Origin of the sequence: Nostoc sp. PCC 7524, from assembly GCF_000316645.1 — a bacterium.
Lineage (GTDB): Bacteria > Cyanobacteriota > Cyanobacteriia > Cyanobacteriales > Nostocaceae > Trichormus.
Map to the genome: position 1 here is coordinate 2,711,635 of NC_019684.1, position 11,852 is coordinate 2,723,486.

Genomic DNA, 11,852 nt, shown 5'->3' on the forward strand with positions numbered 1-11,852 from the left:
ATTTGACTTCGAGTATAGACACCAGTTTTGGAAATGGGGCTAGATTTCAGCATCTTTGAAGAAATGCCACATCCGTGGAACCTGGAAGATTAGGGGGATGAGGGGATTCTGTAGGCAATGAATCATGAGCATTCAATACTGTACTTGATACTCTCTTGACTCTACTAAGTTGTAAGTATTCCCCAAGGCTGCGTTAAATTTTTGCTCTATTGCCTGTAAATTTTGTGAAGGGATGGCTTGCCACTGCTCCTTAGTTGCCCAACGAATGATTAATATAACTTCTGTAGGGTCATGGGGATTAATCCAAACTTCTTTGTCTAAAAAGCCGGGATACTCAGCTAAAGCTGTTGTCCAAATTTCTGTATCCTTCTGGATATAATTTTCTCGCATACCAGAAGCAACTTTAAACTTAAGAAATTCTATAACCATCCCTTTTACCCTGTCTCTTTGCCAATCTGCCAAAATAGAGCTGTAGGCTAGAATAACTACGCTTCCAGCATAGCTTGATTGTAGACACTCACAAGCGATCGCCGGCTGGATGGAAACAAGTAACAGGTAAAGAGTATGGACAGCAACAACTGGTTGCAGCAGTTAATGATGCTCGGTATTGGTACAACATCTTTAGTGGCAGACAAACTCAAGCAAGTTAGCGATGAATTAGTCAAAGACGGTAAGCTCAATCCTGAGCAAGCTAAGGCTGTCATGGATGATATTGTACAGCAGTTAAAGTCGGAGCAGGGAACTTGGGAAGTGCAAATGCAACGACAAATGCGAAATATGATGCAGGATTTAGGAGTAGCGCGCCAGTCTGAGGTAGATGAACTCCGGGGGAGAATTGACCGTTTAGAGCGTCAAGTGCGTGATTTAGAAAATAAGCTTTGGCGTTAGGCTCTCCTTGTGATTTAAACTAAATTTTGTCCTGTTGGTAATTTTCATTGCCAGACTACCCCAGTCGGGAGGGCTAATTTTGAAAGCAATTTTACTCAGCGTGGGTTTAATGCTGGTTTGTGTTGTAGTTTTGGTACTGTCACAAATTGGCGGTAAGCAGGAATCTGCTGTAGCTGCGAATTTAACCCAAACTCCACCAGCACCCACAACTGTTACAGAAAACAATACCTTAATAGCGAGCAATATTATGGCTGATGCCTCCAACGTCGTTACTACCGCTTCTGGCTTGAAATACGTGGAAGAAAAGGAAGGAACTGGTGCGACACCTGAACGAGGACAAACGGTGACAGTTCACTACACTGGTACTTTAGAAGATGGTACTAAATTTGATAGTTCACGCGATCGCAATCGTCCTTTCAGCTTTACCATCGGCGTTGGACAGGTAATCAAAGGCTGGGATGAAGGACTTAGCACTATGAAAGTAGGTGGCCGTCGTCAATTAATCATCCCCGCAGAATTAGGTTATGGCGCTCGTGGTGCTGGTGGTGTAATTCCCCCCAACGCTACCCTACTATTTGACGTGGAATTGTTAGATGTGAAGTAGAGGTATAGGGGTGTAGGGAGATGAGGGGGACGTAGCTTGCTTCTCTTACGATGGCGTAAGCCTACCCGTAGGGTGGGAGATGAAAGGGATGAGGGAAATGTAACTTTACCTTCCCGCAAAGTGGAAGATTTTACCCCAATCCCCAGTCCCCAATCCCCAATCCCCAATCCCCAATCCCCAGTCCCCAGTCCCCAGTCCCCAGTCCCCAATGTCTAAAAACCCTTCTCAAAATCGTCTGTTTTCTGCCAATGCTCACTCTGATAAATGGCAACAGAGTTTAGCACAGGTAGCATTGCGCTTTAATAAACAGTATCAAAATCAGTCTTTTGAACTACCAACAGAAGTACAGGCGATGCCCATATTTCAAGAATGGGCTTCTGGATTGTTGACAGGGAGACTGGTTTCACCATTTTGGGAAATTGCTAAACCGCAAAAAAATCAGCATTGTTTAGATATTGGCTGCGGTGTCAGCTTTTTAATCTATCCTTGGCGAGATTGGCAAGCTTTCTTTTACGGGTTAGAAATTAGCAGTGTGGCACGGGATACTCTCAATGCTCGTGGTTCACAGTTAAATTCTAAGCTGTTTAAAGGTGTGGAATTGGGAGCAGCACATCAATTAAATTATTCCATAGAGCAATTTGATTTAGCGATCGCTACAGGATTTAGCTGCTATTTTCCCCTGGAATATTGGAGTATTGTTTTGGGAGAAGTCAAACGGGTGTTAAAACCGGGCGGACATTTTGTGTTTGATATTCTCAATTCACAACAGCCTCTAGCAGAAGATTGGGCAGTTCTAGAAACTTATCTGGGTGCGGAAGTGTTTCTAGAACCTGTGGCTGAATGGGAAAAAACTATTAAAGCTGCTGGTGCTAAGGTGGTGGCTCGGCAATCAGGGGAATTATTTGATTTGTATAAGGTGCGATTCTAATGAAAAATTAAAAATTACCTGATCTGGCTAAATTTTTGAACTTGGTAAATTGCGGATCAAATAATAGCTTAACAGTACCGGTGGGGCCGTTACGGTGCTTGGCCACAATTACCTCTGCAATCCCGCGATCGGGACTGTCACTGTTATAGTAATCATCACGGTATAACATAATTACTAAATCCGCATCCTGTTCAATAGAGTTGTGAACAATAATATTATTCGCAACAAAGTTATGGAAACCAGGAACAGTGAGGTCAAACACTTCTTCTTCTGGATGAAATTCAATTGAAACTATTTCATCCCAATAAACATCACTCTGAGCCAGGGTAATTAATTCTTCTGATTTAACCAACTTCGCAACTTTTAAAGCCCTTTCTCGACTTAAATTTGCCTTATATAATGCTGAACCGCAATAAGACATTTCCAGTTGGGATTGTAATATCCTTGTGGTCAAACCATCAGCTTGCATGGCAGGAACGACGTGTGTGTTCCAAACATCTTTAGGGATGACATCTGTATTAGGGTTATGAATACATTTTTCAAGATGTTCAGAAATTTGTTGTAATGAACTGAGCTTGTATTCACCCACTGCTCCAACCTTTTGAATAAATAACTCAAGGTTGGACTTACCAGTAATTTTTACATGATACTGATTTCTACCTTTACCAACTTGAGGAATTAACTTGAGTGTTGCATTGATACCAAGCCTCAATAAAAGTGTCTGGACATCAAAAGCAAGTCTTTCGCTACTACTTGCATAATAAGCAATTGGTCTTGGCCTTTTACCTCTCAGCAATTTCACTGAACCATCCGTACTCCAAAGGTGTCTTAGAAAGCAAGCTATTAACTCTTGCGGTTGCGAGAACAATTCTTGAGGTACAAATTTTTCATGAGACCTTAAGCCAAAAACTCCGAGAGAGTCTAACCATTTGGCTACAGGGTTTCTCACAGTATGAGTTAGGCGTTGTGCAGCTGACAAGTACACTTGATACCAGGCACGTTCAGGTGAAATTCTAGGAACAATTGCATCTCCAAAAACTTCTTTTGCCAAAAAAGCAACATTTTCAGCTAAATCTATCTCTCTTGTGGTGTACTGTATGGCATGACGTGGTAATGTACAACCGTCGCCAATGAGATGACCTAATAACGCAACTTCAGCATAGGTCATGGTTTGATGACCATGACTAGGTAGATGTCTTGGTAAACACAGATGTTGCTGAGGACGTAATTCATCTAGTCTGCACCAACCATTAATGGTCAAGAATTTGTGATTACCAGTGGCTCGAATTTTCCGCCCTAATCGAGTTCTTAAGGTAAAGACAGGCTTTATACCCGTGGAAAAGGCATGACTGACAATTGCCCTTTCTAGTTGCATTGTGGTTTCATTTAACGCCCAAACTGCAAAACCCGATTTGCCTACTAATTCCCGAATGGGAATTTGTGCGCCGCTATCTGCCAATGTCACTAGACTATCACCAGTTAAACAACCCGACTCTCTTAAATCTGACAACATCGGGCGCTTATTAGTACGTGCTTCTACCCCACGACTTAGCTGTGAGAGTGCAATCACCGGCACAGATAATTCCCGCGCCAAACCTTTGAGAGAACGGGTAATTTTAGATAACTCTTGGACACGGTTATCACCTGCACCTTCCATTAATTGCAGGTAATCTATCACCACTAAACCCAGTTCTACCCCCTGTTCGGCTTGCAGTCGTCTGGCTTGACTCCGCATCTGAGTAACAGTAATGTTCGGCGTGTCGTCAATAAAAATCGGCATTTCCGAGAGCATACTAATGGCACGGCTTAAGGGTTCCCATTGGGTTTGACTCAGCCTGCCACTCCGCAGATAACCACTTTCAATCTGTGCTTCGCTAGCTAATAAACGTTGTACCAGCTGCTCTTTTGACATTTCCAAGCTGAATACAGCTACTGGTAATCTCATTGTAGCCGCGATATTATGGGCAAGGTTTAAGCAGAATGCGGTTTTTCCCATTGATGGCCTGCCAGCCACGATAATTAAATCAGAACGCTGAAAGCCACTGGTCATCGCATCTAAATCATAGAATCCGCAGGGAATACCGGGTAGGGCGATACCTTGATTTCTCTCTTCAATGTCTTGGAAATTATTAATCAGGGTTTCGGCAATATGAACTAAACCTGATTGGGGACGCTCTTGGGTGACACCGAAAACTTTTTGTTCAGCTTGATCTAAAACAATGGGTAACTCGGTTTCTGTCTCGTAACCGAGATGAACAATTTCGTTGCCAGCTTTAATTAATTGCCGTCGCAGGTACTTTTCCATGACTAACCCTGCTAAGGCATCGATATTCACGGCTGAGACTGTACGATCTACTAATGCAGCTAACTTGTTTCTACCGCCGATACGTGCCAGTAAATCATTGTCAGCTAGCCAGCTAGTGATAGAGAGTAAATCTGTAGGTTTACCTTGAGCAGCTAGACGCAGTGCTGCTTGATAGATATCTTTGTGAGCTGTAATATAAAAAGCTTCTGGAGCTAGGCGATCGCTCACTCGACCAAGGGCTTCTGGATCTAGTAATATGCCCCCCAAAATCGCTTCTTCCGCTTCAATATTCTGTGGTGGTAGGCGATCGCTACCACGGGATTCAAAACTTAATTCTTCAGCCATAACCTGTTGATTGGGGATTGGGTACTGGGTATTGGGGATTGGGAATTGGGCATGGGATATTGGATTTGTCTACCCCTGCACACCCTGCACACCCTGCATCCCCTGCATCCCCTGCTTCTTCCTAGTCCCCAGTCCCTAGTTTAGCTGGCCACAACTTGAATATTGATTTGCGCTGTGACTTCAGAGTGCAACTTAATATCTGCTTTGTAAGTACCCAACTTGCCAATATCAGGAATAGTAATACCACGACGATCTATTTCTTGCCCTGTTGCGGCTTGGATCGCTTCAGCAACATCTTGGGTGGTGACAGTACCGAAAATGGCTTCGTTTTCACCAACTTGCTTGGCAATTGTCAAGTTGCCAACTTTTTCTAGAGCAGCTTTTTGCTCTTGTGCTTGTTGTTTGAGTTCTAATTGACGTTGCCGTTCTAATTCCCGACGGCGTTCTACTTGCTTGAGAATCCCTGGAGTTACATGAGTTGCCTTACTCTGAGGAATCAAATAATTTCGAGCATAACCAGGAGCAACTTCCACTAAATCGCCAGATTTTCCGAGTTTGCTGACATCCTGAGTTAAAACTAATTGTATGCGCTTCGCCATTGTTTTCCGTTTTTCCTGTAAAATCTCATTAACTTGGGTGGCAGCTGGATAATCTACATGAGTGTAGCTGTATCCCAAGCAGCTGTTACTATACCCCAAAGCTTACAGATCCTAGCGAAAGGTAGGGGGCGATCGCAACTCTTATCTGCCAAAAATTTTGAAAGTGGGGAGTAGGGGAAGCAGAGGAAGCAGGGGAGCAGAGGAGCAGAGGAGAAAAACTAATAACTATTGCTTATTGCTTATTGCCTATTGCCTATTTCCTAAAACATATCCTTCATTCCTCTAATCCGAGCAAATGTTTGTATTGGATCACTGCTGTTAGCTGCTAGCTGTAGTGCAGGTTGTTCCCAGCGTAAAAAGGGATTGGTTAACTTTTCGATCCCTAAAAGGGAAGGTACTGTGGGTTCTTTGCGGCTGCGTTGTGCTTTTACTTCATTACTACGTTTTTGTAATTCCGTATTATTACCATCTACTGTCAGCGCAAATTGTAAATTTTTTAAGGTGTATTCGTGAGCGCACCAGACACGGGTATTATCTGGTAAAGACCTGAGTTTACTTAGAGATTCCACCATTTGCGCTGGTGTGCCTTCAAACAAGCGACCGCAACCACCAGCAAACAGGGTATCACCACAAAATAACTCTCCTGGTTCGTCGGCTGTTTGGGGAGGAAAATAATAAGCAATGTGAGCGCGGGTGTGTCCAGGAACGAAGATCACTTCAGCTACTCGATCAGCAAACTGGACGCGATCGCCTGCTTCTAAAAACACTTGTTGTCCTGGTATCCTACCTCGGTCTGCGGCACCACCATAAACAGTCAATTGCGGAAATTTTTCCATTAACTGCTGATTACCACCTATATGATCGTGATGGTGGTGTGTATTAAAAACTGCTACCAGTTCAGCTTGCAACTGTGCAAGTTGCTGGCATACTGGTTCCGCCTCTGCTGGATCAACAACAGCTGCAATATTTTGTTGATGGTCATGCAGTAGGAATATGTAGTTGTCTGAGAGTGCCTCAAGACGGATAATCTGCATCGGCTCTACTCCCTCACTGGGTAATATTTTTTATCTATTAACGATTCTTCATCCCAGTAATTAACTAAGTTCTTTGCACAAGCCATATCAACTACTTATATTTTCTTGATTACAACTTAAAGCTTCATCAACCATGATAGTATACAACCGTACTTATACTGAAAGTATACTAAAAAACAACAAAAATTCTATTTATTTATCAGTAAAACTTCTCTGGGAGGAAGTGTAAATGCAGAGCTAGATTTATTATGTTCTTTTTAACACTCAGAGTACTGAAGGATTCTGTATACAGAGGTGCTAATCTTTCTTTTTAGTTAAAAATTTACATAGTTTTTCCATATATCTATGTATCAGCTTAGGTACTAAAAAGGCAAACTATTTGGTTATGAGGTTTTATCTTGAATGGGAAAAATTATGAGTATTTACCAAAATTACGTCTACAGTCATATTGACAATTCATCAGATATCCTAGTCAAGAAAATTGTGGATAAAATTTTACGCTCTGGTAAGATGAGTCCTCAAGACCACGCATTATTGACCTCTACGGCTTTCAATCATGGTGATATTAGTGACGGCAAGCGTCGTCAAATTAATCGGATTTTTGACCATATCCAAATAGGACAACTCAAATTAGTTAACTGGTAGTCTGTGTTCATAGTGATACATGATATTGGTTAAAAATCGCTCTCATAAATAAATGAGAAATAGCTAATGATATGACCAAGATAATATCATCGGGAAATTACACTATGAATGTATACTATCTCAATAATCACAATTATTCAGACAAGCAGACGCTTCCTCTGGATTGTCATAGTGAGTAGCTACTAACAGATCTTGATGGCTAGGAATAATTGAGAAATGGCTCCACTTGTATCAATCATTGTTAATTGCTTCAATCAAGGTCATTACCTTGAACGCTCAGTCAAAAGCGTATTGTCACAAACATATACTGATATCGAATGTTTGATAGTAGATGATGGTTCTACTGATAGCACTCATCAAGTATCCCAGAAATTAATCAGTATTGATCCGCGAGTAAAATATTTTTACAAAGCAAATAGTGGTTTACCATCCTCTCGTAATTTTGGTATCCGACAAGCTCAAGGAGAATGGATCCAATGTTTAGATGCAGATGATTGGATTCATCCAGACAAAATTAAATTTCAATTAAGCCATCTTACAAAAGATAAATTTGCTGAAAATATAATCTTTTATTCCAATTACGAACGTGTTTTGATAGATAATCAAGAAAATTTTGCTAATCGCCAGGAAAATATTATTGGTTCATTAACTAATGAGCAACTAATTCAACGTTTACTTATTCCGGATTTTTTGGCAGATTCCCCTCATCCATGTCTCCAACAAGCTATGCTGATGCACAAAAGTATTGTCAGCAAGATTCAGTTTCCAGAAAATTTGAAAGCTTTGGGTGATAGATATTTTGCAGTAGATATTTTAAAAGCAGGGGCAAATTTTATTTATACTCCTATGATTGGTGCTTATTACACCAAACACCAAACTAATCGTACTAATAACTGGAATTACATGAGAGATTACTATATTTTATTTTATGAAATGGTCTGGCAAAATCATCCAGAACTAAATGATAGTTGCCGCATCGGCATAGAATATTTACTAGAAGAAGCTATTCGAGAAAAACACAAAATTACATTTGAAAGACTAATTAAAATAGTTCCTACACCAGTTAAATTGATTAATAAAAAAATCACCTTAAAACATAAATTTGCTATTAAGTTATTAAATATTTTTAGACAAGCAACTCCCAATTTTATTTTGTACGAAAAGTATCGTGGGCCGCGCTCAAGAAAACTAATATCATTCGCCTATAAAAAAATAGAATTTATCAAAACAAATTTAAAACTATCTCGCTAAACAATCAAGTTTTTAAATTAAAAATTTTAGGTTTATGTGGAAAATAGATGTTTATTTTTTCTATTAAAAATCGATTAAAGAAAATCAAAAGCAAGGTAGAAAAAATCGTCGTTAGACCATTATATATCCTACCTTATACTCTTTCTTATTTAAAGTTTTTGACGAATAAATTGCAGAATCAAAACCATTCAGCAGATAGAGTAGAAGAGTATGATTTAGTGTTTGTAGTCTTAGATTTTGCTAAAGGTTGGATACTCGAAGCCATATGTAGAGAGATTGCAGCTTATTATTCAGGTAAGTATTGCTTCCATTACTCAGAGTTTTCCTTACCACCATCAAAAGCTTACTTTTTCTCTCATTACTCTTTTCTGCCAGTATGTATAAAACTTAACCCATTAATTTGGGAAAGTAAAATATTGGTTTGGTATACCCATCCTCGCAATGATCTTGGTATAAGAGAAGACGAACTAATTTATGCACTTAACAAAGCCAGCAAAGTTATATGCACTTGTTCTCAATTTGCTAGGCTGCTTGTTTCTCAAGGTGTAAACTCCGAGAAAGTAACTTATACATTAGGTGCAGCTGATCCAAATCTCTTTCAACCTCATGAACGTGCCGATGGTGCTGTAGGTTTCTGCACAGCTTTCTATTACCGCAAAGAACCAGAACGAATTTTAAAGATCATTAAAATGATGCCAACGCGTAATTTTATTCTACTAGGTAAAGGGTGGAAGAATTACGAAAAATTTCCAGAAATGGAAGCTTTATCAAACTTTTCTTATATTGAAGCTCCCTATTGTGATTATCCCAAATATTACGCTGCAATGGATGTGTTTGTATCAACTGCAAAGCTAGAAGGAGGGCCAATTCCCTTAGTTGAAGCAATGATGTGTAATGTAGTTCCAGTTGCCAGTAATACAGGATTTGCTCCTGATTTGATAGTTCATGGAGAAAACGGCCTCATTTTTGATGTCAATAGTTCCGTCGAGGAAATTTGTCACCTGATTGAACAAGCTTTTGACATTAAAACAAATGTCAGACAAACAGTTAGTAAATTGAGTTGGGAAAATTTTTCTTTTGCTATCCAAGAGAATTTAAAACTCTAATCTTATTAGACAAAATTAATGAAGGATGAACTAATGAAAGCTGTAGTTACACTTTGTAATAATAACGCATATAGTCTTGGTCAGATTACGCATCCATTGTTAAAACAATATGCTGATAAAGTAGGAGCAGATTTTATAATTATTTCTGAGTCCAAGCTGAATTTAGGTAATCATAATTTTGAAAAATTTCAAATGTATGAATTGTTTCAAAAATACGAACGTATAATTTATTTGGATACAGATATTATATTAACACCACAATGTCCTAATCTATTTGATATAGTTCCTGATGATCAATTTGGTGCATTTCTTGTCAGTGAACATACTTACTTTCACGATGGAGCTATTAAGACTATTCAGGATAAGTTAGGAGATATAGGATGGAAAAGAAAATACTTCAATGCGGGAGTCATGGTAATATCCAAAAGCCATAAAGAAATTTTTAGTCAGGAATATGGATTACTAGAATGGGCTAAAGTAACAGGCTCTTTCTATGATCAGACTCTACTAAATTATACTGTACAAAAACTAAATATACCCATCTATGATATTGGTTATAAATTCAACCATACAACTGATCCAAAAAATACTAATTCTAGATTTGGCCGTAAAATAAATCAGGTAATCAATCTTGCTAATAACTTGTTAAGTTCAGTTTCTCCCAATTATAAAAAATATCGAGAACAACAATATAATAATGAACGTTATATTGTTAGTTATAAAGGCAAAAAACATATTCAACATAGATTTCAAAGCTATATTATTCATTATACTGGTCAAGGACATAGACAAAAAGGGAGTAAAATAGAACAAATTCAAAAAGATTTATCTATTATTAATAATAAATTTTTAGCCTCTACTATTTCTTCTTTGCCATATCTTGAACGGTTTATTTAAAATCATGAAAATTTCATTAATTGTGAGCGATTTATCAGGTGGTGGTAGTGTTCGAGCTTTTTTACTGGCTCAGATTTTGCAATTCCTTCAATATCAAGTAGAAATCATCGGATTTCTTTATGGAAAAGAACTCTATGCGATTCCTCCAGCTAACCTGAAAGTTATTTCTATCTCTGGAAGCAACTATCCCGGTTTTTTTGGCTCTGCTCAAAAAATTTTACAGAAAATAGACGGTGATATTATTTATGCAGTAAAACCTAAACCAACAAGTTTTGGTGTTTCGCTATTTAAGAAGTTTATTACCACTCGCCCTCTACTTTTAGATATGGATGATTGGGAACTCAGTTGGTACGGCGGTGATGAATGGCAGTATCGTCCTAGTTTAAAACAATTGTACAGAGATATTTTCAAGCCTAATGGGGCATTGAGATTTCCAGATCATCCACTGTATCTCCAGTGGATAGAAAAGTTAGTATCAAAAGCAGATGCAGTCACAGTGGATACTCAGTTTTTGCAAAAACGTTTTGGCGGTGTTTATGTACCGAACGGGAAAGATACCGCTATGTTTGATCCTAGTAAGTATTACCCAGAAAGTAGTAGAGAGAGTTATGGTTTGTCTCAATATCGGGTTTTGATGTTTCCTGGCGCACCACGCCCTCACAAGGGGGTTGAAGATGTATTAATGGCTTTAGATTTGTTAAATGAGTCAGATTTCAGGCTAGTGATTGTGGGTGGTAGCCCTTACGATGACTACGATGAGCAACTCATTCAAAAATGGGGACGTTGGATTATTAAGTTACCAAAGTGTCCTGTGGATGTCATGCCAAAAATCGTTGCGGCGGCTCATGTTGTTGTCGTCCCTCAAAGGGATACCTTAACCTCTCGCGCTCAGTTTCCTTTAAAGTTGACAGATGGGATGGCAATGGCTAAACCTGTATTATCAACCCATGTAGGAGATATTACAGAAATTTTAGCAGATACTGGTTATTTAGTTAACCCGGCATCTCCAGAACAAATTGCTGAGAAAATTCAATTGATATTTCAAGATTTAGATGTGGCTAATGAGCGTGGTAGACAAGCTAGAGAAAGATGTGTCGAGAAATATAGTTTAGAGGCGATGGCTGCTACACTCCAATCATTGATTGCTCAGTTATGAACATCGATTCTGGTTGCTACTGACTAGATACCTTAAAATTATTAGTATATTATTTTGCATAACAGTATAAACACGGTTATTTGTATAATATTTT

The 11,852-nt window shown here is 39.1% G+C and carries 13 protein-coding genes; 9 read left to right on the top strand and 4 right to left on the bottom strand.

Annotated elements, in window-relative coordinates; all coding sequences use genetic code 11:
• Positions 1-132 precede the first annotated feature (132 nt).
• Complete coding sequence (locus NOS7524_RS10765) at positions 133-429, bottom strand: TIGR03792 family protein (protein ID WP_015138511.1); 297 nt, start codon at positions 427-429, stop codon at positions 133-135.
• A gap of 135 nt (positions 430-564) precedes the next feature.
• Here NOS7524_RS10765 and NOS7524_RS10770 point away from each other — a divergent pair, with 135 nt between their 5' ends.
• The 4 genes from NOS7524_RS10770 to NOS7524_RS10780 all read left to right on the top strand — a co-directional run bounded on the left by NOS7524_RS10770 (position 565) and on the right by NOS7524_RS10780 (position 2,420).
• Positions 565-888, top strand: a complete 324-nt coding sequence (locus NOS7524_RS10770) for a phasin family protein (protein WP_015138512.1) — start codon at positions 565-567, stop codon at positions 886-888.
• A 79-nt stretch (positions 889-967) separates the two neighbouring features.
• Positions 968-1,492: an FKBP-type peptidyl-prolyl cis-trans isomerase gene (locus NOS7524_RS10775; protein ID WP_015138513.1), complete on the top strand. Its 525-nt coding sequence runs from the start codon at positions 968-970 to the stop codon at positions 1,490-1,492.
• A 36-nt stretch (positions 1,493-1,528) separates the two neighbouring features.
• The gene (locus tag NOS7524_RS29390) at positions 1,529-1,708 is read left to right on the top strand and encodes a hypothetical protein (RefSeq protein WP_144050858.1); all 180 of its coding nucleotides are present in this window, start codon (positions 1,529-1,531) and stop codon (positions 1,706-1,708) included.
• Positions 1,701-2,420, top strand: a complete 720-nt coding sequence (locus NOS7524_RS10780; RefSeq protein ID WP_015138514.1) for a class I SAM-dependent methyltransferase — start codon at positions 1,701-1,703, stop codon at positions 2,418-2,420. Before NOS7524_RS29390 ends, NOS7524_RS10780 begins: the two co-directional genes overlap by 8 nt.
• A gap of 7 nt (positions 2,421-2,427) precedes the next feature.
• On the opposite strand, the gene NOS7524_RS10785 is transcribed toward NOS7524_RS10780, so the two are convergent.
• The 3 genes from NOS7524_RS10785 to gloB all read right to left on the bottom strand — a co-directional run bounded on the left by NOS7524_RS10785 (position 2,428) and on the right by gloB (position 6,703).
• On the bottom strand, positions 2,428-5,070 hold the full coding sequence (locus tag NOS7524_RS10785; protein WP_015138515.1) for a replicative DNA helicase: 2,643 nt from the start codon (positions 5,068-5,070) through the stop codon (positions 2,428-2,430).
• 140 nt (positions 5,071-5,210) lie between these two features.
• Positions 5,211-5,669 (bottom strand): 50S ribosomal protein L9, encoded by a 459-nt coding sequence (gene rplI, locus NOS7524_RS10790; protein WP_041555691.1) that lies wholly within the window; start codon positions 5,667-5,669, stop codon positions 5,211-5,213.
• Positions 5,670-5,929: 260 nt separating this feature from the next.
• Positions 5,930-6,703: a hydroxyacylglutathione hydrolase gene (gloB, locus tag NOS7524_RS10795; protein ID WP_015138517.1), complete on the bottom strand. Its 774-nt coding sequence runs from the start codon at positions 6,701-6,703 to the stop codon at positions 5,930-5,932.
• 414 nt (positions 6,704-7,117) lie between these two features.
• On the opposite strand from gloB, the gene NOS7524_RS10800 reads away from it, so the two are divergent.
• The 5 genes from NOS7524_RS10800 to NOS7524_RS10820 all read left to right on the top strand — a co-directional run bounded on the left by NOS7524_RS10800 (position 7,118) and on the right by NOS7524_RS10820 (position 11,758).
• Positions 7,118-7,348: a hypothetical protein gene (locus NOS7524_RS10800; RefSeq protein WP_041555692.1), complete on the top strand. Its 231-nt coding sequence runs from the start codon at positions 7,118-7,120 to the stop codon at positions 7,346-7,348.
• A 216-nt stretch (positions 7,349-7,564) separates the two neighbouring features.
• Positions 7,565-8,599 carry a glycosyltransferase family 2 protein gene (locus NOS7524_RS10805; RefSeq protein ID WP_015138519.1) on the top strand — a complete coding sequence of 345 codons (1,035 nt, stop codon included), beginning with the start codon at positions 7,565-7,567 and terminating at the stop codon, positions 8,597-8,599.
• Positions 8,600-8,646: 47 nt separating this feature from the next.
• Positions 8,647-9,705, top strand: coding sequence for a glycosyltransferase (locus NOS7524_RS10810; protein WP_015138520.1), 1,059 nt, complete (start codon positions 8,647-8,649; stop codon positions 9,703-9,705).
• A 33-nt stretch (positions 9,706-9,738) separates the two neighbouring features.
• Positions 9,739-10,602 carry a glycosyltransferase gene (locus tag NOS7524_RS10815; RefSeq protein ID WP_015138521.1) on the top strand — a complete coding sequence of 288 codons (864 nt, stop codon included), beginning with the start codon at positions 9,739-9,741 and terminating at the stop codon, positions 10,600-10,602.
• A gap of 4 nt (positions 10,603-10,606) precedes the next feature.
• Positions 10,607-11,758 (top strand): glycosyltransferase family 4 protein, encoded by a 1,152-nt coding sequence (locus tag NOS7524_RS10820; protein WP_015138522.1) that lies wholly within the window; start codon positions 10,607-10,609, stop codon positions 11,756-11,758.
• Positions 11,759-11,852: the final 94 nt, after the last annotated feature.

Coding starts and splice junctions, on each gene's coding strand:
- NOS7524_RS10765 (WP_015138511.1), bottom strand. CDS start 429: ATGGTTATAGAATTTCTTAAGTTTAAAGTTGCTTCTGGTATGCGAGAA.
- NOS7524_RS10770 (WP_015138512.1), top strand. CDS start 565: ATGGACAGCAACAACTGGTTGCAGCAGTTAATGATGCTCGGTATTGGT.
- NOS7524_RS10780 (WP_015138514.1), top strand. CDS start 1,701: ATGTCTAAAAACCCTTCTCAAAATCGTCTGTTTTCTGCCAATGCTCAC.
- NOS7524_RS10785 (WP_015138515.1), bottom strand. CDS start 5,070: ATGGCTGAAGAATTAAGTTTTGAATCCCGTGGTAGCGATCGCCTACCA.
- rplI (WP_041555691.1), bottom strand. CDS start 5,669: ATGGCGAAGCGCATACAATTAGTTTTAACTCAGGATGTCAGCAAACTC.
- gloB (WP_015138517.1), bottom strand. CDS start 6,703: ATGCAGATTATCCGTCTTGAGGCACTCTCAGACAACTACATATTCCTA.
- NOS7524_RS10800 (WP_041555692.1), top strand. CDS start 7,118: ATGAGTATTTACCAAAATTACGTCTACAGTCATATTGACAATTCATCA.
- NOS7524_RS10805 (WP_015138519.1), top strand. CDS start 7,565: ATGGCTCCACTTGTATCAATCATTGTTAATTGCTTCAATCAAGGTCAT.
- NOS7524_RS10810 (WP_015138520.1), top strand. CDS start 8,647: ATGTTTATTTTTTCTATTAAAAATCGATTAAAGAAAATCAAAAGCAAG.
- NOS7524_RS10815 (WP_015138521.1), top strand. CDS start 9,739: ATGAAAGCTGTAGTTACACTTTGTAATAATAACGCATATAGTCTTGGT.
- NOS7524_RS10820 (WP_015138522.1), top strand. CDS start 10,607: ATGAAAATTTCATTAATTGTGAGCGATTTATCAGGTGGTGGTAGTGTT.